Annotated in this window: 19 protein-coding genes and 2 pseudogenes; 6 read left to right on the top strand and 15 right to left on the bottom strand. The window is 48.4% G+C overall.

The window, feature by feature from the left end; genetic code table 11:
* Positions 1-7 precede the first annotated feature (7 nt).
* The 3 genes from APU02_RS10270 to yiaK are packed head-to-tail and all read right to left on the bottom strand — an operon-like array spanning position 8 to position 2,424.
* A complete protein-coding gene (locus APU02_RS10270) occupies positions 8-937 on the bottom strand; it encodes a DUF4862 family protein (RefSeq protein ID WP_060570003.1) in 930 nt (309 codons plus the stop codon).
* A gap of 12 nt (positions 938-949) precedes the next feature.
* Positions 950-1,414, bottom strand: coding sequence for a YhcH/YjgK/YiaL family protein (locus tag APU02_RS10265; RefSeq protein WP_060570002.1), 465 nt, complete (start codon positions 1,412-1,414; stop codon positions 950-952).
* Positions 1,415-1,425: 11 nt separating this feature from the next.
* Entirely contained in the window at positions 1,426-2,424 is a 999-nt protein-coding gene (gene yiaK, locus APU02_RS10260; protein ID WP_060570001.1) for a 3-dehydro-L-gulonate 2-dehydrogenase, read from the bottom strand.
* 218 nt (positions 2,425-2,642) lie between these two features.
* On the opposite strand from yiaK, the gene yiaJ reads away from it, so the two are divergent.
* Positions 2,643-3,476, top strand: coding sequence for an IclR family transcriptional regulator YiaJ (gene yiaJ / locus APU02_RS10255; RefSeq protein ID WP_060570000.1), 834 nt, complete (start codon positions 2,643-2,645; stop codon positions 3,474-3,476).
* 137 nt (positions 3,477-3,613) lie between these two features.
* A pseudogene (locus tag APU02_RS26905) lies at positions 3,614-3,733 on the top strand (transposase); the annotation flags it as partial.
* A gap of 298 nt (positions 3,734-4,031) precedes the next feature.
* On the opposite strand, the gene APU02_RS10250 reads toward APU02_RS26905, so the two are convergent.
* The 3 genes from APU02_RS10250 to APU02_RS10240 form a co-directional block, all read right to left on the bottom strand.
* Positions 4,032-4,862, bottom strand: coding sequence for an AraC family transcriptional regulator (locus tag APU02_RS10250; protein ID WP_060569999.1), 831 nt, complete (start codon positions 4,860-4,862; stop codon positions 4,032-4,034).
* Positions 4,863-5,074: 212 nt separating this feature from the next.
* A complete protein-coding gene (locus APU02_RS10245; protein WP_060569998.1) occupies positions 5,075-5,575 on the bottom strand; it encodes a hypothetical protein in 501 nt (166 codons plus the stop codon).
* A 209-nt stretch (positions 5,576-5,784) separates the two neighbouring features.
* The gene (locus APU02_RS10240) at positions 5,785-9,624 is read right to left on the bottom strand and encodes a S6 family peptidase (RefSeq protein WP_060569997.1); all 3,840 of its coding nucleotides are present in this window, start codon (positions 9,622-9,624) and stop codon (positions 5,785-5,787) included.
* A gap of 359 nt (positions 9,625-9,983) precedes the next feature.
* Between APU02_RS10240 and APU02_RS10235 the strand changes: the two genes are divergently transcribed.
* The 3 genes from APU02_RS10235 (at position 9,984) to APU02_RS25070 (ending at position 13,802) form a co-directional block, all read left to right on the top strand.
* Complete coding sequence (locus APU02_RS10235) at positions 9,984-10,748, top strand: fimbria/pilus periplasmic chaperone (RefSeq protein WP_060569996.1); 765 nt, start codon at positions 9,984-9,986, stop codon at positions 10,746-10,748.
* Positions 10,735-13,209 (top strand): fimbria/pilus outer membrane usher protein, encoded by a 2,475-nt coding sequence (locus APU02_RS25075; RefSeq protein ID WP_131729036.1) that lies wholly within the window; start codon positions 10,735-10,737, stop codon positions 13,207-13,209. The genes APU02_RS10235 and APU02_RS25075 overlap by 14 nt, the downstream gene beginning before the upstream one ends.
* 107 nt (positions 13,210-13,316) lie before the next feature.
* Positions 13,317-13,802: a CD15/CS22/SEF14 family fimbrial major subunit gene (locus APU02_RS25070; RefSeq protein WP_072197099.1), complete on the top strand. Its 486-nt coding sequence runs from the start codon at positions 13,317-13,319 to the stop codon at positions 13,800-13,802.
* Positions 13,803-13,840: 38 nt separating this feature from the next.
* Here APU02_RS25070 and APU02_RS10225 read toward each other — a convergent pair whose 3' ends face one another.
* A complete protein-coding gene (locus APU02_RS10225) occupies positions 13,841-14,359 on the bottom strand; it encodes an anti-virulence regulator CigR family protein (protein ID WP_060569994.1) in 519 nt (172 codons plus the stop codon).
* Between the two features lie 189 nt (positions 14,360-14,548).
* Between APU02_RS10225 and APU02_RS10220 the strand changes: the two genes are divergently transcribed.
* Complete coding sequence (locus APU02_RS10220; RefSeq protein ID WP_042287101.1) at positions 14,549-15,451, top strand: carboxylate/amino acid/amine transporter; 903 nt, start codon at positions 14,549-14,551, stop codon at positions 15,449-15,451.
* A gap of 26 nt (positions 15,452-15,477) precedes the next feature.
* On the opposite strand, the pseudogene APU02_RS10215 reads toward APU02_RS10220, so the two are convergent.
* From APU02_RS10215 to dagR, 8 genes and pseudogenes are all read right to left on the bottom strand, one after another.
* Positions 15,478-15,786: pseudogene (locus APU02_RS10215) on the bottom strand (MetQ/NlpA family ABC transporter substrate-binding protein); the annotation flags it as partial.
* 80 nt (positions 15,787-15,866) lie between these two features.
* A complete protein-coding gene (locus APU02_RS10210) occupies positions 15,867-16,610 on the bottom strand; it encodes a 2-dehydro-3-deoxy-phosphogluconate aldolase (RefSeq protein ID WP_060569993.1) in 744 nt (247 codons plus the stop codon).
* Positions 16,597-17,706 (bottom strand): D-glucosaminate-6-phosphate ammonia lyase, encoded by a 1,110-nt coding sequence (gene dgaE / locus APU02_RS10205; RefSeq protein ID WP_060569992.1) that lies wholly within the window; start codon positions 17,704-17,706, stop codon positions 16,597-16,599. Before dgaE ends, APU02_RS10210 begins: the two co-directional genes overlap by 14 nt.
* A gap of 3 nt (positions 17,707-17,709) precedes the next feature.
* The gene (locus APU02_RS10200; protein ID WP_167333852.1) at positions 17,710-18,570 is read right to left on the bottom strand and encodes a PTS system mannose/fructose/sorbose family transporter subunit IID; all 861 of its coding nucleotides are present in this window, start codon (positions 18,568-18,570) and stop codon (positions 17,710-17,712) included.
* Entirely contained in the window at positions 18,567-19,316 is a 750-nt protein-coding gene (locus APU02_RS10195; protein ID WP_042287117.1) for a PTS sugar transporter subunit IIC, read from the bottom strand. Before APU02_RS10195 ends, APU02_RS10200 begins: the two co-directional genes overlap by 4 nt.
* Positions 19,317-19,339: 23 nt before the next feature.
* Positions 19,340-19,825, bottom strand: a complete 486-nt coding sequence (locus tag APU02_RS10190; RefSeq protein WP_042287119.1) for a PTS system mannose/fructose/N-acetylgalactosamine-transporter subunit IIB — start codon at positions 19,823-19,825, stop codon at positions 19,340-19,342.
* A 4-nt stretch (positions 19,826-19,829) separates the two neighbouring features.
* On the bottom strand, positions 19,830-20,261 hold the full coding sequence (locus tag APU02_RS10185; protein WP_042287124.1) for a PTS sugar transporter subunit IIA: 432 nt from the start codon (positions 20,259-20,261) through the stop codon (positions 19,830-19,832).
* Positions 20,262-20,381: 120 nt separating this feature from the next.
* Positions 20,382-23,180 (bottom strand): transcriptional regulator DagR, encoded by a 2,799-nt coding sequence (gene dagR / locus APU02_RS10180; RefSeq protein ID WP_060569991.1) that lies wholly within the window; start codon positions 23,178-23,180, stop codon positions 20,382-20,384.
* Positions 23,181-23,205 lie beyond the last annotated feature (25 nt).

Raw genomic sequence — 23,205 nt, 5'->3', positions numbered from 1 at the left:
GTTATTATTATTGTGCTTGCTTTAGCGCGGAAATGCCGTCGCGTAATATTGCGATGCGATGGTCAACGTTTGCGCTGGCAGTGATTTCCAGTAATTTAATGCCTGAAAATTGCAGGGAGGCGGTTCCTGCGCAGGCAAATAATTCGCGAGCGTGTTCGGTGGTCATCAGGCTCTGCGGGCAGAAAGGCGCGAACGGTGCGTGTAAATCCTGCCATTCGCCGTATTCTCCGTTTAGCGTTGTGCCAGAAAACATCAGCGCGCCGAGCTTTCCTGCCCGTTTTACCTGCCGCGTATGGATGAGCGGTAGAGCGGTATTCCGCCCTTCAATGGCCGAGCGCGCCCAGTTGATACAGATGCTGATGTCGTAGTCGGCAATGGCTTCCAGCACGTTTTCTAGCGGCAAAAATCCTTTGCGCGGCGCGGTGCCGGTCATCGCGTCGCAGTGCTCCAGCACCAGCTCGCATGACCAGTCCCAGCGGGTAATCTCTTTTAATGAACGGGCAAAGGCGTCGGTAGCCTGAGCCACGTTGGCACTGCCCGCCAGCGGAGCGGCGTGAAGCTCAAGGGCAATGACCTTTCCGGCGGTATTACCATTGATTTTAGCGATCTTCTGCTGCAGGTGGCGATAGTACTCCACGCAGGCTTTGCGCTGCCCTTCGTCGCTGGATGCCAGCCCAAAGCCGCCGTTTTCACCACGACGGCGCATGGTTTCCATGATGGCGGTAACGACAATCTGCCAGTGTCCCGGGGTATGACGCAATAACCACTCGTCGCCGAGCGGATGAAGATGTTCAAGGCAGGGTTGCTCCAGCCCACGAATATCCGGGGTGTCAGAGAGCTGCCGCCAGAAATCCGTCTCTTCCTCTTCACTCTTTTGGTGAAATGAGGGTGCGCAGGGATACGCACCGATAATGTAACCGGTATTATTAGAACTCATTTTGTGCTCCTTTTATAAAACTGAAATAGCGACCTTAACGACTATTTTGCGGATCGGGGTGGCTACAGTTTTATTACATCCAGGACGATGAACATCTTGCGGGAAAAATATCGCATAGTTGCCTGGTGTCATTTCAAAGAACGATTCATGTTCACTATCGTGATAGAAAATAATATCGCGCTGGTCTAATAAAGATTCGCTGATTTGATTATTGCCGGTATCAATGGCGATACCGATTTTTTCTTCACCCCATGCCAGAAACTGGATATCCAGATAGCGACGGTGAACCTCCGGACGATTGTCAGCGGCATCTCGGGTGGTTAAGTCAATAACCTGCGCGAAGATGTTCTTGCCGTCGATTTCCACGACGCCGGGTTGCAGCGCGTGAAAATCTGTTGTGCGCAGGAAATCAAGCGCCTGTTCAATGGCCGCAGGCAGACGACACGGATTCGGTTGAGCAATATGGCCAAAAATCATGGGTAAGCTCCTTACAGCGCCTGAATTTTGGCCCATACACTGTCATCGACGGTAATACCGTTGCGGCGGTTTTCAGCCAGCAGTCGGGTAAATTCATGGCCGGGCAGACGGACCGCCACATTTTCATCGGCGCGTTCGGCGGTGGTGATGAAATCCATAATCCGCTGCAGTTTGGCGTCGCGGGTTGCGCCATCGATCAGCTTATCCACTTCTATGGCGATGAAGATCTGCGAAACGCCATATTCATCGCTGTTTTCCTGAGTCACTTCGGCAACGGAAGCGCCGTTGGAAAGCAGGGTGGCAATCATATCCAGCACGATCGACATGCCGGAGCCTTTCCAGTAGCCCATTGGCAAAATGCGGCGATTTTTTTCGATTACGCCCGGTTCTTTGGTCAGCTGACCCTCATCGTCGAATCCGCCGTCCACCGGCAGCTCGCGACCGGCAAGGCGGTTAACTTCCAGCATGCCGTACGAGAACATCGACATCGACATATCCACCATGGTGATTGGCGTCGACGGTATGGCGACGATCAGCGGATTGGTGCCGATACGGCACTCCTTAGCGCCCCACGGCGGCATAACTGCGATGGAGTTGGTCCAGCAGATACCGATGTAGCCTTTTTCCGCCGCCTGCCAGCCATAGCTGCCGCCGCGCATCCAGTGGTTGGCATTACGTAACGCCACCAGGCCGATACCGTGATCGGAAGCCAGTTCGATGGCCCGGTCCATCATCTTTTTCGCCGTCAGGTTGCCGATGGAGCGCTGGGCATCCCATTGTTCGATGGCGCCGAGGCTGGTCACCCTCTGCGGTTTAGCCTCAGGGATGATGTCGCCGTTGTCCAGTTGCTGGATGAAGCGAGGAAAGCGGTTCACGCCGTGAGAATAGACGCCAGATTCGGTGGTGCGGGCAAACATTTCTGCGCAGTCATCGGCGGTTTCTGCGGCGATGCCCCGCGTCAGCAACACTCGATTGAATGCCTCTTTTAACTGCTTAAACGTTACTTTCATTCCTGTTTCCCTGGTCAGAGTTGATCACTTTTTTATCTCTAAATTTCACTATGCGAAATCTTATTTCAAATATAGCGATCAAGTTTTAGCAGATCAACGGGCAGGGTTATTTTTAAAAATTATAAAAATCATGAAGTTGTGTTTTTTCGGTTCAGATCGTGAACTGAAACACACTTTGCGCTACCATCTGAACGCGACAAAAATGGGGAGCGGAAACGATGGGCACAAAAGAGAGCGATATAACGCAAGACAAAGAGAGGCCAGCCGGAAGCCAGAGCCTTTTTCGTGGGTTGATGCTGATTGAGATCCTGAGTAATTATCCAAACGGATGCCCGCTGGCGCATCTGTCGGAACTGGCGGGCCTGAACAAAAGCACCGTTCATCGCTTATTGCAGGGGTTGCAATCCTGCGGTTACGTCACGCCAGCCCCGGCTGCGGGGAGCTATCGTCTGACGACAAAGTTTATCGCCGTTGGCCAAAAGGCGCTGTCGTCGCTCAATATCATCCACGTCGCGGCGCCGCATCTTGAGGCGCTCAACCTGGCCACTGGCGAGACGGTGAACTTCTCCAGCCGTGAAGATGACCACGCAATCCTGATTTATAAGCTGGAGCCGACCACCGGCATGCTGCGTACGCGCGCCTATATTGGCCAGCATATGCCGCTGTACTGCTCGGCAATGGGCAAGATTTATATGGCGTTTGGCCATCCTGACTACGTTGAGAGCTACTGGAATTCACATCAGGATATTATTCAGCCGTTGACCCGGAATACCATTACTGGCCTACCTGCGATGCATGATGAGCTGGCGCAGATCCGCGAGCGAAATATGGCAATGGACAGGGAAGAGAACGAGTTGGGCGTCTCCTGCCTGGCGGTCCCGGTTTTCGATATCCATCGACGAGTGCCTTATGCCATTTCTATCTCATTATCGACATCGCGCCTCAAGCAGGTAGGAGAGAAGAATTTACTCAAGCCGCTGCGCGATACGGCAGAGGCCATTTCTCGCGAACTGGGCTTTTCTGTACGCGAGAACAATAAGCCAGAAGTGTAACTCACATTAGTGGAACGATTATGATCTCTTCAGAATAGCTAACAGGCCCTAGTTTCAGAGACACATACTTGAGTCGGAAGGACTGACCCCATCCCGGTAGACGATCCTGCCCTATAGTTTGAGCATAGGGAGAGCATGTGGGCACATCACGATTTACACCTGAATTTAAGGAAGAAGCCGTCCGTCAGATAACGGAACGCGGTTATTCCGTTGCCGAAGTATCCAACCGTCTGGGCGTTTCCTCACACAGTCTCTATAAAGTAGCAACGGGCTATTAAACTCGATAACAGCGAAAGCATGCCCGGGATGGGATTTACTGGAAGCCAAAAGCGAGATCCTGAAACTACGGGCGCAGCTAAAACGCACCGAGGAAGTACGGAGAATAGCCATAAGAAGCGCTAAAATCTTCGCCCTCGAATACATAGTTATTGAGAAATGAAAAGTTTTCCAAACAGTTCGGAAAAGCCAGGTAATCCCGGCTTTCCACTGGTTTCTATGATTTTTCTTCTCAGTACACGGGAATTCAACCTGAAGAATCGCTATTGTCTGGCTCGTTCAGTGCTGCTTTTTCACTTTTAAAGAAAATTGTTTTGGTGTGATACCAAAAAAATCTTTAAAGTTTCGAATGAAATAAGATGTACTAGTATAACCCACCTCATTAGCAATACTATTGATATGTTTATCAGTCGTTGTGATTAATTTTGCGGCATGATGCATACGTATATCAAGGACTAACGCGTTAAAATTATTACTCTCCTTCTCCAGTTTTTTCCGAATCGACACCTCAGACATATGTAATATATTTGCCAAGTCGACTAGCCGCCACGATTTAGAAAGGTCGGACTCAATGATTGCCTTTAATTTTTCAGTAAACGTCGTATCCGTGGAAACAGATAATGAATAGACCAGTGATTCTATATCACTCACTTTAGATAAAAGATAAGTTATCTTATAGACCTGTCTGTGCTGAGGGATATTGCTTCCGATTAATCTTTTAAAGATGCGGATATCCGTTTCATCTAAGGCACAGGTAAATATTTTTCGCCGCGAGTGGTTAACTCTTTGTGGATCTAATAAGAGCGGCTCCATGACTTTACAAATACAGTTTAGCACGTCGCTATCTATATGGTAAATTTCATAGGGTATTCCTTTCCCTAATACTTCTAATGCCACATCGATCACTGTATTTTTTTCGACATAACATAACGACTCTGGCGGTATATTAAGCGTTTGTCCATCTTTGGTTTTGATTAGAAGTTGAGCATCCCGCAGATGAATGATAGCGCAATTATAAAACCGGATTTTTTTTAGCACTAACATATTGTTACATGCAAGTTTTTCTTTAACCGGTATATTAAGGTTAGTTAAAGCACTTTGACTATTCATACAGTCACCCCCATGCTTTGTATGAATATAATTTCATGGGTTATCAGCTATGTAAACTCGGAAAAAACTTATAGCCATCAAAAGAAAATTTTTTAATTATTCAACTTCCAATTATACATATTAAATAAATACAACGAGTTAACCTTTCAATCTATCTTTAATACTTCTATTTCTTAATGTTTTCAGATGAAAACAATACGATAAATCAGAAGTTAAGATTTTACTGGAGCAAACAAAAATCTGAGCAGCACCGGAAGTTTTCTCGTTGAGTCTGCGCCTAGTTTATCCTTTACTACTTTTATCCTGTAGTAAACCTGGCTCACTTTTAACTGTAAAATAGCCGCTATCGCCTTAATTCTGAATCCTTTAAAGAAATATAAGTAAATTATCTCTGTTTCAATGTCAGTTAGTTTTTTAAGAACAGTTACTTGTGCAGGCACATAATTAGTAATGACACTAATCCGCCCCTGTTGTAAAGTTAGCTGCTCCAGACAAATACAGGTTATCGGTTTGTTTTCGAAAAGGAAAGTATACGTAGCATAACTCTCTTTATCGCAAATTAAATACATGCTCTTGTGCCTTTTATAAACTTGATAAAGAGAAGCCGGGCCATTAAAATTATAACACTTAATACTTATGCTCTTTTCTGTAAGCAAGCGCACTCCATAATTAAAATATACATTTTTACTCGCTATTAAAAAAGCAATGGACATAGAATTCCTTAGCTATGTAATCTATTAACTACCTTAACTAAAATCGACTATAAGGGATGGAAAGCACAAACACCACCCCAAAGAATAACACTAAAAGATAAAATTTTACCGCCAATGCCAACGATCAAATAAATATAATTCTCACTCTCAGTTAATCAATAAGAAAGCCTGAACAATCCGTTCAGGCTGTTAAACTCTACGTCAAAAAACTAGAATGAATAACGGATATTAGCGTTAATTGCCTTATCAATATCGTAATGACCGAAAGCTGACCGTTCGATATTAAGACTAATCCTGGTGTTTTCTTTAATTTTTGCGTTGACTCCAATATTAAAGTTCATCCGGCTATCTTTACCGTTATTAATATGAGTTTCCCCAGCAAAATCACGGACAACCGTCTCATCCGGTTTAAACAAATCATACTGATAATGTATGCCCGCCAGAGCAGTCACTTCCCAGTCCTTGCCCTTAAAGCTCTTACCGGCTTCAACACCAGTACGGCCAGTCAGTGGCTTCATTTGCTTACGCTGCACGACGATATCAGTACCTTCAGACTGCCAGGCAAATCGGTTACCAGACACCTTACCGTAAACCAGCTCTGTCTGCGGCTGAATAAAGGCTTCATCAGGTAAAAAGAAGCGCCAGCCCGTTTCCGCTCCCAGATACCAAGAGTGCGAGCGGTAATCCTGCTCCGGCATTCCCATATCACGCGCCGAGTAGTGATTATCGTGACGCACGTATTTACCGATGAGATCAACATACAGCCCGGAGTCAAACATCGCTGACGCATAAATACCGGCACCGGCTGACTTCGTCTGACCGGACCAACCATCGCCATGACGATTAGTGTCTGTGAACGTTGCCGTTACCCCGGTAAACAGATCGCCGCCCTCAAATGTATGCTTCCTGTCGGCACCAGTCTGCAGGTGAGTCCAGCTGTCAGAGTAGCCCGCGCCAGCAGAACCGGTACCGCTAAAGATGCGCACCCAGGCCCCAGTTTCACCGCGGGTGTTGCGCAGGTCGCCCATGCGGTAGTTCAGGTTATTCATCTCTGTCAGGAAGTTCTTATATCCCGTATCCATAACGGATTTGCTGGCCTGCAGCGCCGGTTTATTCTGCTGCACATCAAATCCTTCCAGCCGCCACTGTTTGCTGTTCCCCGTTTCCACCAGAGCTATATTCGGTGTGAAAGTGTGTAAACCGCTGCGTTGTGCAACCGGAGTGAGTGTAAAGACATCGCTAGCTGTCGCCTTCGGTGCCGTCACCAGTGGTACAGAGGTTGTCTTCTGGCTGACTGAAGTCGCAGTCGGAACAACAACCAGCGCATTGTTTTTTCCTGCAAGCGACTGTTTAACCTGGACTGTATCCGCCGTTTTGCCGTCGGTATTCAGGATAAACTGACTGTTGCTGGTAGTAAGGGTGTCCACAGTCAGAGAACCCGGAGCGCCGGTTTTGCCGAAGCTAACCTGCGAACCGTTCAGATCCAGTGATTTCACCGTTGACTGGCCGTCCGCCTGCCAGAGGGTTTTCGTCAGCGACGCATCTGCCAGTGGCGCACTCACATTGCCACGATAAGCCGTAAACAGATTTTCGCTGCCTTTTTTATCCGTTTCGCCAAAATGAATGCCAGCGGCGTTATCAGCCTGAATATGCCCTGCCACCGTGGAGCCCGCCCTGACATTCAGCGTGGCGCCCTGTCCGTCAAGGTGCCAGCGCTCAGCTGCGTACTGCCCGAATAACAGCGAAAGCGTTGACCCCGCGCCGGCAGTCACTTCGCCATCCGAGAGCAGATCTGAAGTTACTGTCAGCTTCGCGCCATCCGCCAGCGACAGCGGTGAGTGGCTGAAGCGGCTGTACTGGCTGAGAACGGCATCGGTGGACGACACCGTCACCGAGCTGTCTGCGCTGTCAATCCCGCCGGTAAAATGTTCATTAATCTTCAGAGTGGAACCGTTATTCAGCTGTACGCGTCCGATGAAACGGCTCTGATCGGCGTCGTTTGTCGCTTTTGACTGCCCGAATGAGGGCGTGGTTTTCACCCCATTTCCATCGTTAAGATCGATATAGAGATCTTCACTGCCGAGCGTTACGGTGGAATTGTCTGCATAAAGAGCCGTATCGAGGCTGGCATTTCTCGCCAGGTGAAAATCAGCATTGTGCAGGTTAAGCTGTTTCAGGCTGAAGTGGCGGGTCTCCCAGTCACTCTGGGTAAAGGAAACCGGCTGAGTCAGGACAGAAGTATCTCCAAGCGCCGTCAGCTTATTCGCCACAGCCTGGCTGCTGGCGGCATGAACCACCGGATGCCCCTGCATAAATAGACGGCCGTTTTGCTGGGTGAAGATCCCCTGGGTGTTCATCCCGCCATCTATTACAAAGTCGTTCTGCGTTCCGGGCGTAACGGTATTTTTGATATCAACATTACCGGTGAAGTGACCGTGCCAGATGCTGGCAACCGTCGTTGTGGCATCAGGTTTATTGAAATCCAGACTGACGGTGGCCTGTTTCCCGCTGTTGGTCAGGATCGCACCGTCGTCCGCGCCGTTAAGCTGATGGAAAGTGAGGTTATTACCGTTGATATCGAGCTTACCGCCGTGATAGCCCCATTTGATATTGTCGGGATTGACCTGTTTTTCATCGCCTAACACAACGGTTGGGCGGCCGCTCACAATGCTGACATTATTAAAGGCCTGTACATTGCCATCGCTGTCCGGGCGCTGCGCCAGAATTACCATTCCTTCGCCAACATTCAGCCCGCCGGGGTTGATACCCGCGCCATTCACCTTCAGCGTCCCGGTACCGAGCTTGTGCAGATTGTCCCCCTGAACACCGTTAATCCGCCAGTCAGCGGTACGATCGCCGTTCACAATAATCCCGCCACCTTTCCAGGTTTGAGAGTTTAGGGGCTTAATAATGTAATCATCATCAAAGGTCAGCGTTCCCGCTCCCTGATCAACATTGTTTTCTAACAATACGGTACCGCCCCCCTGGAAGGTGAGATCTTTACCGCTGTTCAATGATGCAGGCCCGGTTGGCCCCTGATTACCATGCATTGACCAGGAATGGCTTCCTTGCGTTAACGTTCCCGCACCTGTTGCTGTATCGTAAGCCCAGTGAATATCTCCCTCAATTGGCTCAGAAATTACAGGGGCATCATCATCCTGCTTCATTGTATTGTCGACATCACTAACAGGTATTATCGTATACCAGTTAGTTTTCCCTGCTTCACCAGCATAAGAATTGAGTACTGCCGCTAGCACCCATTTATTTTGCTGTGCATCCCAGGCAAAAAGCGGAGAGCCACTGTCACCGGGTGTACCATAAGTGGAAAGTGGCGTATTGGTCGTATTGGTAACAAAACTCCAGTCCGATATAAAAGGTGGATTTACTATCCCTCCAGTTTTATACGAGTATGCTCCAGCCAGATGAGTCAGTTTATCACTTGCATCTTTTATATATTGCGTTCCCGTACCGACTCGATAGAACACCGGGAACCATTTCTGATCCTGGTATGTGCCTTGTGCAATGCCCGCACTGGTCATATCGAGAGGAGTTACCTCTGTAACAATTTTATTGAGTCGTGGAGTATGAAAATCACGCCAGTGGTTATTTCTTTCGACAAGGGCATAACTGGTGTCATCTCCATAGCCGAATTTAACATTCTGATATCCACCGTTGTGTTTTACGCTGACCACGTATTGTGGTGAAACTAAGGTTGCGACTCCAGCTCGGTCGTTCGAACTGAAATCAATCATCGGTGCTTTATTTAATATGGTAACAACGTTACCATTTTTATCATAGAGAGGAATATTCTTTTCACCTGACTTGAAAGATCCTTTATTTTCAGCAAAGTCACGGTAAGTCTGGTAAGGAATATTATATCCTACTACAGAAGCAGCTGATGCGGAAGAATATCCCACGCCCATTATGCTCACTAATAGTACACTCAAAGAAACCCGCGAAGTGATGTGCTTCCTTATACCCTCACTTACTTCTGAAACAACAACAGCCTCGCCCTTTCTATTCCTTTTTATCGCATATATTTTATTCACTTTATCCCCCGACGACTATCAGCTTAAGTAACGGAGAATCAAGCAATCAACATTCCTAGTCAATAAATAAACCCACCAGCATCATTTTTATATCCCAAGGAGACACTTAAATGATGTTAACTATAGCCAGTTCAGCCCGCATAATAAAATATAAAAATCAAAAAAGACAAACAAAACAAACACTTCCTGACAAAATAAAAATCATGGTCCTTTTATTTCAAATGGCTCTCTTAAATTATTACACGAACTACACGATATCACTTTGCTGCATATTCTTATCTCATCAAACCTATTAATTACAACAAAAAATAAAATATAGTTTGGAATAGTTTAGCTAAGTTAAGTAAAGGTAAATACAAATGACAAAAAAAAACAATAAGCTGATGGCATTAATATTATTAAGCACAATTGGAATCACCCCTATAGCATCTTATTCAACTAATATCCCTTTATACTCAAAAAAATTTTCATTAAAGCTATCAAGAGATCGTCTTATTTTAAAGCAAAACAGTATTGGTAGTGAACTTGACGTCATTAATGAGCATGATTATCCTGTTTTAGTCCAGAGCAGAGTGTATGCCAGCGATGGTGTGACAAAAGATAAAAGTTATTTTGCAGCACCACCCCTATTTAAGCTTAATGGCGATGAACAAAATAAAATAAGAGTTGCCCCAACGATAAATAATCTCACCAATAAAGAGCAGGAGGAGTTATATTGGTTATGCGTTAAAGGCATTCCACCGAAAGAAAGTGATGTTTGGGTTAATAATAATAAAATTATAAAAGATAATATAGCTATGGGTATCAATATAGCCATTGATAACTGTGTGAAACTTATAATAAGGCCTAAAAATTTATCTGAATTATCATACAACAGTAAGCCGAATATAAGATGGAATATAGTTGATGGTGGGATCATAGCAAAAAATGAGACTCCATATATATTAAGCCTTAAAAACATAAAAATCCATGATCAAACATTGGAAAACCCGGGGTATTTAACTCCTTATTCGTCAAAAAAAATTAGCCTAAAAACCGACATTAAATCTATAAGAAAAATATCTTGGCAATTTATCACTGATCTAGGTGGTAATAGTAATGTGATTGAAAGTGACATTAATTAAGGGAAAAATACAAGTGTGCAATAAATATCTTGCATGTTGTCTATCTATTATGCTTAGCATAAAGTGCTCATACTCATCCGAAAAAAAATTTAGTTTTGATCAGTCCGTACTGGATGATGGAGGAAATAATGTCAGCTTAAACTTCATCAATAATGATAAAGCTCCAGCAGGGAGCTATGTTGTGGATGTATTTCTTAATAATGAGCATAAGGAAACAGTACCGATTGTTTTCGTTGATTTGAATCATAGTAGTGAACTTATACCAGAATTATCGTGTGAACAATTCTTAAAGTACGGGATAAAAAAAGAGTACGTTAGTGAATGCACTGAAGGTGCTGTTTTTTTTAAAAAACATGATAACTGGAAGATTGATTTTGATTTTTACAAACAACGCCTATATTTATATATTCCTTCTAATTTTCTGGATACACCTGTCGACGGTGTGTATCCATCATCCCAATGGGATGATGGAATCAATGCATTTTACATAAATTATGATATGAATGCATTTCACAGTGATTACCGTTACGACCAAAAAAGAGAGAGTCAGAATAATGCCTACTCATTCTTTGAATCAGGCATTAACATTGGTGCATGGCGTATCCGCAACCAAAGCACATTAATGTATGATAAAATAAATGGTACATCTTGGAATAATATTAATAGTTATCTAGAGCGAGGAATATATAACTCTCGTAGCCGAATTGTAATTGGTGGAGGATTCACGTCGTCAGATGTAATTGATAGCATCCCTTTTCTTGGGATTATGCTCGGGTCAGATAAAGAAATGTACCCAGACCGTTTTTATCATTCATCTCCTGTTATTAAAGGTGTTGCAAAAACATCAGCACAAGTGACTGTTGATAGCAATGGTTTTACTATTTATTCAACATCCGTAAAACCTGGTGATTTTGAAATTAACGATTTGCCCTATGTCGGTTTAAGCTCAATGTTAAAAGTAACTATTTATGAATCGGATGGAACAAGAAACACTTTTTATGTTCCTTATAATCCGCCACCAATTTCCATTAAAAATAGTTTTTTAGATTATAACCTAATGGTAGGTAGATACCGAACCAATGGTAATAAAACAGTTGGGCCAAATTTAGTACAAGCAACTATGTATTATGGTTTGCCTTATAACTTAACAACATATGGTGCCCTACAAGCATCTAGTATATTTAAATTAACTAAAATTGGTCTTAGTACGTATCTGGGGGATTTTGGTTCAATGTCCTTTGATATTAATCATTCACAAAAAAAATCAAAAAAGGAGAATAATGACGGAGACGCCATTAATTTTAAATATTATAAGAACATTTCTAACACAAATACAGGAATTAACATTTCTTATTTCAGAAGGTTATCTAAAGGTTATTCAACTCTTAATGATGTATTTAGTCAAATTGATAGACGCTGGCTCAATAAACACAACACAAAAAATATCATTAGCTTAGCATTTAACCAATCACTTTCAAGACTTGGTGCATTTCAATTATCGTTAAATCATGAAAATGATTGGAGCGGAAAACATAGCTCTAATTATTTAAATTTCTCATATGGATTTAATTTTTTTGGAAATAATGTTTCCTTAAGTTTATCAAAGCAAAATCTGTCAAATGGTTTAAGTGAAGATTATGCTTACTTAAACATTATGGTTCCTTTGGATAAATTCACGTCGAAAAATATATATACTAATTATTCGATGACAAATTCTTCAGATGGCAGTTTATCTCAATCAGTTGGAATTAGCGGGCGAAATTTCGATCAAAATCTATCATGGAATATTACAAACACTTCGTTAACTAATAACTCAACTAATCGCACAAGTGCTGATTTTTATTGGATGGGTCGGGAAGGAAATCTTTCCGGCGGGTATATGTATGATAAATTCACAAGACAATACAATATCGGTGTGAATGGAGCAATGTTGGTTAGTCAGTACGGGGTTACATTTGGACAAAAATTAGGTTCCGCAAACGCATTAATTATAGCTCCAGATGCTGGTGATATATCCATAACTAATATGAGGGGGGTAAAAACAGATAAGAATGGCTATGCTATATTGAGTGGAGGGTTACCACCTTATCGTAAGTCAATAATATCGTTGGATACCCTTACACTACCCTATGACATTGAAATTTCGAGAAGTGATAATAAAATCATTCCAACCAAAGGGGCTATAGTTGCAAGCAAATTTGAGACAATCGTTGGATATAAAAGAATTATCACGTTAACAAAACGAAATGGCGACTATATTCCTATGGGTTCGATAGTAACTTCAAATAATGGAACTAATGTCGGTATTGTCGGAGAGCACGGTGAAACTTACATTTCAGGGCTAAAGGATAAAGGAGAACTTACTGTTATTTGGGGTCGAGGTAATGATAAAAAATGCAAAATTCCTTACTCATTAATAAAGGAAAATGATAAAACACCCACCACAATGAGCTGTGTATGATTTTTTTATCTCATATCTAAGGTTTAACTATGTAGAATTTTATTTAAGCACAAGAGTGTTTTGTGCTTATTGTTAACATGAAACTTTAATTCTTAGAGGATTTAACAATGAAATATATTTCTACAGCTTTTTTAGCATCACTATTTGTAGCATCAACTGCATCTTATGCGGCACAGAATAATGACGCTATTAATGTACCCGCAGAGTTTACTGCTGGTGCTTCGTCTACTTTATCTGCAACCTGGGCCCCGGCAAGTTCTGTTCCAACAGGCCGCATAAATAACAATACTACAAAAGTCGGCACATTAAGTGTTAATGGTGTTGGCTCTCACTCTGGTTTCGTTGTCACAAGCACTGGCGGCTCTACGATTAATGGCCTTGCATATGTAAAATTCACTGCTGAAGATGGATCAACAGTGCTTACGCACTTTACTCATACTGATGCTAATGTAACGTTTGGTGGTGAGGGTGATACTTGGGTATGGACGTCACAAGGAGCATCCAGTACGCAGGAATTATATTTAAATAGCGGAGCGGATGTTCGTGCTACTAGATACACCACCACTTTAACCGTTCGTACCTTCGATAGTTAATACAAAAGCCGGGGATATATCCCCGGCGATATAATACGCTAATCAAACACCCCATTAATAATCGCCGTGACCACGGCAGTACTGAGCGCAATCAGCACCAGGTCGTCGCCAACGATTCGCCATTCATATCCCGGATAGTAAGGCAATTCGCCGAGCATTGAGGCCGGTACGGCTTTTTTGGCGATGCCTGGAGGAAGCGGTTTACCGCGCGCCAGGTTCTTCGCGATCCCCGGCGGTAAGGCGTCGTAACCCGTCAGACCGTAGTTCACGGCCAGATGACGCGCTGTCGCAAAACTGATGTCGGAGTCAACATGATCGGGTTTACCGTAATTTTTACGTTTGTCGGATGAGACGTTCTTTTTATCGCCGGAATTTCCTTTGTGGTCTTTATTCCCCTGATTTCCCTGGTTGCCTTTATTTCCATGATTACCACTGCTATTACCATGGCCGCCGCCATTACCGTTCCCATTTCCCGGGTTTGCCATAACAGGGGCAGCAAACAGGGAGAGAGAAACCAGAGTGGCCAGCACAGCCGTTAAACCACGACGCTTACCCATGATGTGTTCCTTCCAGGTGTTGATACATCATCACAATAGAACGCGGCGAAAAAAGGTGCAATCTCCCTCATTCCTGGTTTTTTATTGTTACGTCGAAAGGAAATCCCGCTGTTCTGTGGATGATAAACCGCCTGCCTAATCTGCTATCATGACGGTAAAACCACGCCAAAAATCAATACTGAGGAAAATATGGGTTCCACCAGAAAAGGGATGTTCAACGTCCTGGTTGCCGCCGTATTGTGGGGAAGTTCCGGCGTCTGCGCGCAGTACATTATGGAGCAGAGCCAGATGTCTTCGCCGTTTCTGACCATGACGCGTTTGATCTTCGCCGGGATGATTTTGCTGATGCTGTCATTCGTTCATGGCGACAAAATCTTTTCGGCCTTCAAAAATCGTCAGGATGCCCTGAGTCTGCTGCTGTTTTCCATTTTAGGCGCGCTTACCGTACAGCTTACCTTCCTGCTGACCATTGAAAAATCAAACGCCGCGACCGCCACGGTATTGCAGTTTCTGTCCCCCACCATCATCGTCGCGTGGTTTGCGCTGGTGCGTAAGGCGCGTCCCGGCGTACTGGTATTGACCGCGATCCTGACGTCTCTGGTGGGCACCTTTTTGTTGGTGACCCACGGTAATCCTACGTCGCTGTCGATTTCTCCCGCCGCGCTGTTCTGGGGAATTGCCTCAGCGTTTGCTGCGGCATTTTACACTACCTACCCTTCCACGCTGATTGCCCGTTACGGCACATTACCGATCGTTGGCTGGAGTATGTTAATTGGTGGTCTGTGTCTGCTGCCGTTTTATGCCGGGGAAGGGACCAATTTTGTGGTGAATGGCAGCCTGATTCTGGCGTTTTTCTATCTGGTGGTCGTGGGTACGTCATTAACCTTTAGCCTGTACCTGAAAGGCGCTCAGATGATAGGCGGGCCGAAAGCGAGCATTTTAAGCTGCGCGGAGCCACTGAGCAGCGCGCTACTGTCGCTACTGCTGTTAGGCATTACGTTTACCTTGCCGGACTGGCTTGGCACGCTACTGATCCTCTCGTCAGTCGTTTTGATTTCAATGGACTCCCGCCGCCGCGCCAGGGCGGCGTAATACCTCCGGCGCGGCGTTGGTCTTTGTCACCAGCCCGGCACCGCGCCACCGTTAAAGATTTTTTCTGCCACCTTTGCCACTTCCGGCGACTGATAAGACTGCAAAAATGCCTTCACGTTTTCCGCGTCTTTGTTATCTTCCCGCGCCACCAGGATATTCATGTAAGGCGAATTTTTATCTTCGATAAAAACGCTGTCATACACTGGTGAAAGCCCGGTTTGCTGGATATATGTGGTGCTGATGATCGCCACATCGACTTTCGGGTCGTCGAGCACGCGCGGTAACTGCGCGCCTTCCAGTTCCATAATCTGCAAATGACGCGGATTATCGGTAACAATAAGAAGAAAAAGGCATAAAGCGGAATTCAATGTTAAAGCAAATGGTGCTGCGCGACTCGCACGCAACACCCTCCGGTTCAGACCAATGCTTTGACAATTTCCATTAACCTGACGATATCTTCAGGACGTGTATTGCCGGTTTGCGGGTCGATAATTGAACTGTACACATGCGGCATCACGCGAGGCATGCCCGCTTCCATGCAGGTTTGCAGAATCACGCCGAAATTAGCCAGATCGATACCGCCAGTCGGTTCGATCAGCGTCATGCCGTTACGTGCCGCGGTGGTCGCCAGCACATATAGCTCCGGCAGCGACGTCTCGCCGCCCATTGGGAAAAACTTCGCCGCGTGCGCGCCCATATCCTGCATCATTCGCACGGCGGCATCGCAGGAAACACGCGCCGGTGTTCCCTGGCTGCTGCTGACGCCAGTGGAGATCAGCACTTCGCCAGGCGTCCCCGTCGGGCTGACCAGCGCATTGATATGCGTCAGCTCACCCCCCGTCGCCGCCAGCGCCCCCGCCGCAAAACCGCTGCCGGTAAAGGTCTGATTGACGTGCGCCGGACGCACCTTGGCGGCAATCATCGCCGCCTTGTAATACTGCGCCGGATCGCCCGCCCCCAACCCAACCGAGATGGACGGTACTTCGTCCATCCAGCGTTTCACCTCCTGTACGCCTTCGTCTACCGACGAAAACTGCGCGGAGAGAATGCCAATCACCGCGTGTCCCTCTGCGGCGTCGTAGATTTCCCGGGCATTGGCGATGTCTTTCGCCAGCACGTTAATCGCCACACGCTGACGATAAAAATTAATCTGCTGCATGTTCTGCAATCTCCTTAAGCCGCGCGACAATCAGCGCCATCTCCCCCTCGGCGACCGTACGTGGGTCGAGGCTAAAAACGCCCTGATGGAGGTTGTAGCGGCGGGCATAAATAGCTATCTCGCCGCCGCGCAGTTGCGCCTCAACTTCACGGGCGCTCAACCCCAGTTCCCCGGCATTGACCCTGACGCGAATGCGCCAGATCGCACGTCCAGCCTCGTCCTGTTCGATATCGGCATGAAATCCGCGGATCGCTGAAATCGCCTCTGCCACCGGTTGCAGCTGTTCTGCGCTAACCACGGCTTGCCCCTGGTGATAATGCGCCAGAGCGGTTACCAGGCCGACCATGTTCTCCTTGCCAATCTTCATCGCCCGCGCGATCCCGTGATGCTGCGCCTTACAGGCGCTAATCCACCGCTGTTTGCCGGTAATAAACCCTGACGTTGGCGCATTGAACGCTTTCGCGCCGCTGTAGATCACCATATCTGCGCCACTCGCCACCCAGGAGTGGAGATCTTCTTCGGCCGCGGCATCCACAATCAGCGGCAGGTTATGAATGCTTGCCACCTGCACGAAATCTTCTATCTCCAGCATGCCCTTCTGTACGCAATGGTGAGACTTCACGTACAGCAGCGCCGCTGTGGCGTCGGTAATCGCGCTCTCCAACTGCCAGCGGGCGGCGAGGTTACTCGCTCCCACTTCCACCACGCGTCCGCCGCCCAGACGGATCGCAGTACCGATTGGCGCGCCATAATCAACGTTGTGCCCGCGCAACATCACCACTTCATTCGCCATTCCCGTACTGTCTGGCATCAACGCCACGCGATGCGGGTCACCGCGCGTAATGGCGGCAGCGACGGCAATCGCAATCCCTGCCGACGCGCAGGAAGTGATGTAACTGTCTTCCGCGCCGGTATAGCGCGAAACCCGCTCGCCGGTTCTCTCCACCAGCCGGTCAATCTCTACAAAAGATGAGGCCGCCCGCGCCGTGGCCTGCATCACCTCCGGCGCGACGCTGGAGACGCCAAGAATGGTCATCTTGCCGCAGGCGTTAATCACCTGCTTAAGCCCGAGCTGTTGATAGATATTTTGCGTCATGGCTTACAACACTCCCAGAAGCGAACACACCACGCTAAGCGCGACAATGGACAGCAAAATGGTGGTGTAACGCGGCCCTTTTTTCACCAGGAAGATATAGATGGCAAATACCGCCGCCAGCGGCAGCAGGCCCGGCGCAATGGAGTCAAGGATCTGCTGAACCACCACTTCAGACCCCTTCAGCGCACTGATCTTCAACGGCGTGGTAATTTTGACGTAGCTCGCCGACAGCGCCCCCATCATGATCAGCCCCAGCACGTTGGCGCCGTAGATCAGTTCCTTGATTCGCCCCCCTTGTAACAGCCCTACGATGGAGTCGCGACCGAGCGTGTAACCCTTGTGGATCAGTCCATAGCTTATCGCCAGGGTGATCGCCGGATAGAGGATCAGCGGCGCAATACCGCCGAATGCGCTGCCATTTGCCGCGAATGGGATAAAAATCGCAATCAACAGCGGCATCACCGCCGCCCAGACGATAGAGTCCCCCATCCCGGCCAGCGGCCCCATCAGACCGGTTTTGATGCCAGTAATTGATGCGTCGCTGATCGGTTCGCCGCGCGTTTTCTGTTCCTCCATGGCGATAGAGATCCCCTGGATAACCGCGCCAAACGTCTGCTCCGAGTTAAAAAAGTTCAGGTGACGCTTGAGCGCTTCCACCTGCTCCTCTTTTTGCGGGTAGAGTTTTTTGATGATTGGCGTCATTGAGGCGCAGAAAATCAGGCTTTGTAAACGTTCATACGAGTTAGACACTTCCGCGCCCAGCCAGTAGATAAACCACGCTTTGGTGATGTCCGCTTTGGTCAGCGCCCCGCTTTCCCGCGCACGTTCAACCAGTTCATGTTGCATTACGTCGCTGCTCATCATGCTGCTCCTTCATTTTTCGCCAGGCCTTTAATCAGGAAGGCCACACAGGTGCCGAAGATGGCCATCGCCATGATGTCGACCTTGAGATACAGCACCGCGAAGAATCCTCCGATAAACCACGGCAGCAGGCTCTTTTTACCGATCACCATAATGGTGATGGCGAAGCCCAGCGCCGGCAGGATCCCGCCCATGATTTCAAAGGAGTGGGTCAACCAGTGCGGCATCAGCTTGAGGAAACTTTCCACCACGTTCTGGCCAAAGTAGTTGGCGGCGAATACCACCGGGAAACGCAGTACCAGCCCGAGTAACGCCGGGTAGAGGAAGGCGCAGCGCATTATGCCGGCCATGTTCGCCGTTTCCGCGTGTTTGTCAGCCATATGTACCCAGGCGGCATTCAGCGTACGGCGCAACTGGTCGAGGAACACGCCGATAACGCCAAACGGTATCGCCAGCGCGATGGCCAGGTTCGGGTCCATCCCGGCCTTAACCGCAATCGGAATGGAAATACAGGCCGCCAGCGCCGGATCGGACGGCACATTGCCGCCAGGGGTAGAGGTCACGCCGAGATAAACCAACTGCATACCGGCGCCAATGATCATCGCCGTCTGCATATTGCCGAGCAGCAGACCGACAAAGACCGCGATGACCACAGGCTGTAACAGCATGGCCGAGAAGGTGTAGCCAAGGCGTAAACGGGCAAACCAGTAATACAACCCCATCAGGCTTGCAAAAAGTAAGGTATCCATAGTGTTATCCCATTATCAGAGGGTTAGAATTTTTTCAGGATATCGTCCAGAGACTGTGGCTTATCTTCCGGGATAGTCTGGAAGTACACCTGAATACCGCGATTTTTCAGGTCGTTAAGAATGCCAACGTCTTTTTCATCCAGTGTGATGTTCTGAAAAACCGCCTTACGGTTGGGCCCACCGCCTAAACCGCCCACCTGAAGGGTGCTGACGTCAAAGCCCAGTTGAACGGCGTCCTGCACGGCGGCAAGGGACGGAAACAGCACCAGTACGCTGCCGTCGCCAAGCTGATTCTCCTTCCACGCGGCGGCAAAGCTCTGGTTGCCGTAGCAGTCCACTTTGATGTTCGGCGGCGCGGCCATCAGGTAGATATTTTTCATAAACGGATCGGCGTCCAGTTCGTCGCTGACGACGACGATACGGTTAGCCTGCGATTGTCCGACCCACTTGGTGACGACCTGCCCGTGAATCAGACGACTGTCGATACGACATAACACGACCTTTGCCATCGTTTTATCCCTCTTTTGCGTGTTGTAATTGACGAACGTGAGCGACAACGTCCAGGCAACTGCTGCGCCCGGCTTCAACCAGATCGGTCACGCAGGCGGTGAGCGCGCCATGTTCACGACGGTCCAGCGCCTCCAGCAGCAGCGATGCGTTTAAGCCGGAAATCACCGCCACCGGATAGTCAGCGCTCAACCGCGCCGCCACGTTGGACGTCGTGCCGCCAATAAAGTCGGTCAGGATGAGCGAGCCTTCCGGCAGGGTTTGGACAACGGCTTCGACGCGCTGATAAAACTCGCCCAGCGTATCGACAGGCATCAGCGCAATTTCCGTTACGCCGTTAATTTCGCCCATCACCATGCGCAGGCTGTTGCAAAGCTGTTGTCCCCAGCCGCCATGGGTCAGCAGCAAGATGTGGGGCAACGGTTGAGTGGTAGTCAAAATGGCCTCCTGGCTTCATTACGTTTACGTCAGTAATAAGAGCAAGAGCTGTGCCAGAGTTTGTGTCACGCAGGGCAGACAGGTGAACTGGCGAAGCGGTGAGCCGCGCCAGTTAAGGGATCAGCTATAGAGAAGTTCGTAAATATAAAAATATTCCGCGTCCGACAACCGAATCGCATAGGCTTCTTCGATGGGCAAAAAAGCGGATTTGATGACACTAAACGCGCGGACATCGAATTCCGGCTTGTTTTCCAGCGCCATCTGTAACGGTTTGCGGTTAATCACGATACGCTCAACCATGCAGCAGCAGTGGATCAGAAAGCGTAGTGTCACCTGGCGGCTTGGCTTCAGCGAAAGCGCGCTGGTTAGATGGTTGAGCACGCCTTCCATCTCTTTCAAAATACGCTGCGGGTTAAGCACTGAAATATGATTAATAATGCTTTCCATCGTCAGGGCGCTGATAAAACGCATCGCACTGCGCTCCATTTCCAGGCGGCGTTCCGCACTGGATAGATCTGGCGTCAGCAGGCTCAGTACCAGTTCCGGACCCTGTTCAGAAAACAGTTCTTCCAGCGAGATAAACGGAATATCCGGCAACCCCGGCTGGAAGGTACCGACAATCCCCGCCAGGCGTTCGCTGGCATTTAGCGCCTGCTGGACGCGCTCAAGGCTGCGCACTTCGTTGTAATCCAGGATGACCATTCGCGTATCCTGCGACATCAGTTCGCCAAAACTCTCCTCCAGCACCTTTTTAATTTTTTCTGCCGTGCCCATGCCGGTAATGCAGGAGATAACCAAGACTTTCCCGCTGTTTTCCTGCTGAGGCGTACAGAGCTGGCAGGGTATGCTTTTGCTCTGTATTAACGCCGCCAGCTGCGGCAAGTCGCTGGTTTCATAACTTAAATCCAGCCCCACTTCCAACAGACTGGTAAGGGTAATATTGGGTACCAACAATACGTCGATCTGAAATAACTTACTGATGGTGCTGCCAAAATGGACCAGTGAACCAATATCCACCATCAGGATCAGCCGTTGCCAGCGATGCGCCTGAATTATCTGGATAAGGGTTTCCAGCGTGTCATGTACCGACTGTTCAAACGGCATATCGATAGCGCAGAACAATTCCCGCTCCAGCACGCGATTCACATACTGCGCCTGGCTGGTTGCCGTCGTCGCGCCGTGGGCGACCAGAATCACCCCGCACTCCGGACTGGCGTCTATGCGCTGGCGGTAGTGACGACACTCTTTCAGAAACAGGCACAGCCAGACCACTTCCGTCGCCGGGCACTGAATATGCAACAATTCGTTGATTTTTCGGCATAACAGCGTGGCGTTGTCATATTCATCTTTACAGCGATCGAGGATCAGGCTGGAGGAGTAAAGCTGCGGAATCAGGCCCCGTTGCACATAGCCAATCAGTGCCAGAAAGTGTTTTCGCAGAGGATTTACCAGATTTTGCGGCAGGGAAAAGCCCAGTACCTGCTCCACGCAAGCAATCAGCAGCGTGACGCGTTCTTCAATCTGGCTACCATAGCGCGGGGGGTGCGCAATACTGTCGCGGCTGTAAAGGCCGTACTCAAAAATAGAACTGAGTTTATTTTTCAGTATCGCCAGCGTTTCCGCTGGCGGCACGTTACTGTTGCGCAAATTGACGTATTCGCGAGTCAAAAAGCTGTAAAACAGATCGCTCTCTTCAATCTCCGCCCCCGTAGCAAGCGAAGTTTTCAGCGCTGGCAGCGTGCGGGCATCAATGCTCAGGCGCTCCTGACCGTTGAACAACGCATCGACCAGCAAACGTTGCTCCACCGAAGCCTGAAACGGCATCTCCACCAGCCGTTTGTCGAGCTGTAGCGTCTCGTTGTGCTCCGTCATGCCTGCCGCCCACGCCTGCGCGCAGAGAAACTGAATATCGCTTTTAAGCTGGCCGATATTTCCTTCCAGCGGCTTGTTCAGCAGCCACAGCAGCAGCGATTTATCGATGCTCACCGTACGCTCGATTTTACGGCTTTCGCGCTGCAAGAACCCGACTATCAGCTCCACCTGTTCCTCAACAGAACGTTGGCGAATACCGGGCAGGTCGATTGTCACCTGGATACGTCGCTGGAAAGTCCGCAGCAGTGAAGAGTTAACCGCTTCCGTGGTGGCGCAAATCAGCCGTACCGAAATCGGCCTTGCCGCGGCGCTGGAACCTAACGGGCGATATTCGCCTTTATCGAGAAGGGAAAATAATTTTTCCTGCCCTTCGTAAGGCAGACGATGGACCTCGTCGAGCAGCAAATAGCCGCCGTCAGCCTGTTCGACCAGGCCGGGCTTGTTTTCGTTCGCACCGGTAAACGCTCCCTGCCGATGACCAAAAAGATGCGACGAAAGCAGCTCCGGGTTATGGGCATACTCCGCACAGTTAAAATAGACCAGGGGTGGCGGGGAACCTGCGGTATGTTCACAGGCAAAGCGATGCATCAGCTCGGCAAAGAACGTCTTACCGACGCCAGAAGGACCGGTCAGCAGTACGTGCAGACCATGGGGATAAAGCACTGCGGCGCGACCCTTTTCCACCGCATCGCGCAGGCTGCGATCGTAGCCAATCAGGCCGGTAAACGGATCGTCGACGGATGCCATTTCCTGCTGCGGCAGCAGTTCGGCAACCGAGCGTACTTCACGCTCGGCATCCGTCAACTTACGACCTAAAAGCGTTTCCAGCGCCTGGCAATGCAGGAAAAATACCGGTCTTCCCCGACTTTTGATGACCAGGCCATCGTTCCACAATTGATTGAGATCTTTACTGACCGAATTGCGCGCCAGCCCGAGGTTAAAGCCGATCGCTTCTGCGGTAAACGCCGTTTCCTGCGCCAAATCCGCCGTTTCCAGCCCACGCGTCAACCTTTCAAGCTCACCCAGAACGATCTCAATCCTTCTCATCTCTCTACCGCTTAAGCATTAACTG

Source organism: Citrobacter sp. 50677481 (assembly GCF_001463265.1).
In the GTDB taxonomy this organism is placed as follows: Bacteria; Pseudomonadota; Gammaproteobacteria; order Enterobacterales; family Enterobacteriaceae; genus Citrobacter_A; species Citrobacter_A sedlakii.
This window is presented reverse-complemented; position numbering and strand designations above follow the sequence as displayed.

Bases quoted from the DNA above. Each gene is read 5' to 3' on its own strand.
- APU02_RS10270 (WP_060570003.1), bottom strand. From the start codon at position 937: ATGAGTTCTAATAATACCGGTTACATTATCGGTGCGTATCCCTGCGCA.
- APU02_RS10265 (WP_060570002.1), bottom strand. From the start codon at position 1,414: ATGATTTTTGGCCATATTGCTCAACCGAATCCGTGTCGTCTGCCTGCG.
- yiaK (WP_060570001.1), bottom strand. From the start codon at position 2,424: ATGAAAGTAACGTTTAAGCAGTTAAAAGAGGCATTCAATCGAGTGTTG.
- yiaJ (WP_060570000.1), top strand. From the start codon at position 2,643: ATGGGCACAAAAGAGAGCGATATAACGCAAGACAAAGAGAGGCCAGCC.
- APU02_RS10250 (WP_060569999.1), bottom strand. From the start codon at position 4,862: ATGAATAGTCAAAGTGCTTTAACTAACCTTAATATACCGGTTAAAGAA.
- APU02_RS10245 (WP_060569998.1), bottom strand. From the start codon at position 5,575: ATGTCCATTGCTTTTTTAATAGCGAGTAAAAATGTATATTTTAATTAT.
- APU02_RS10235 (WP_060569996.1), top strand. From the start codon at position 9,984: ATGACAAAAAAAAACAATAAGCTGATGGCATTAATATTATTAAGCACA.
- APU02_RS25070 (WP_072197099.1), top strand. From the start codon at position 13,317: ATGAAATATATTTCTACAGCTTTTTTAGCATCACTATTTGTAGCATCA.
- APU02_RS10225 (WP_060569994.1), bottom strand. From the start codon at position 14,359: ATGGGTAAGCGTCGTGGTTTAACGGCTGTGCTGGCCACTCTGGTTTCT.
- APU02_RS10220 (WP_042287101.1), top strand. From the start codon at position 14,549: ATGGGTTCCACCAGAAAAGGGATGTTCAACGTCCTGGTTGCCGCCGTA.
- APU02_RS10210 (WP_060569993.1), bottom strand. From the start codon at position 16,610: ATGCAGCAGATTAATTTTTATCGTCAGCGTGTGGCGATTAACGTGCTG.
- dgaE (WP_060569992.1), bottom strand. From the start codon at position 17,706: ATGACGCAAAATATCTATCAACAGCTCGGGCTTAAGCAGGTGATTAAC.
- APU02_RS10200 (WP_167333852.1), bottom strand. From the start codon at position 18,570: ATGATGAGCAGCGACGTAATGCAACATGAACTGGTTGAACGTGCGCGG.
- APU02_RS10195 (WP_042287117.1), bottom strand. From the start codon at position 19,316: ATGGATACCTTACTTTTTGCAAGCCTGATGGGGTTGTATTACTGGTTT.
- APU02_RS10190 (WP_042287119.1), bottom strand. From the start codon at position 19,825: ATGGCAAAGGTCGTGTTATGTCGTATCGACAGTCGTCTGATTCACGGG.
- dagR (WP_060569991.1), bottom strand. From the start codon at position 23,180: ATGAGAAGGATTGAGATCGTTCTGGGTGAGCTTGAAAGGTTGACGCGT.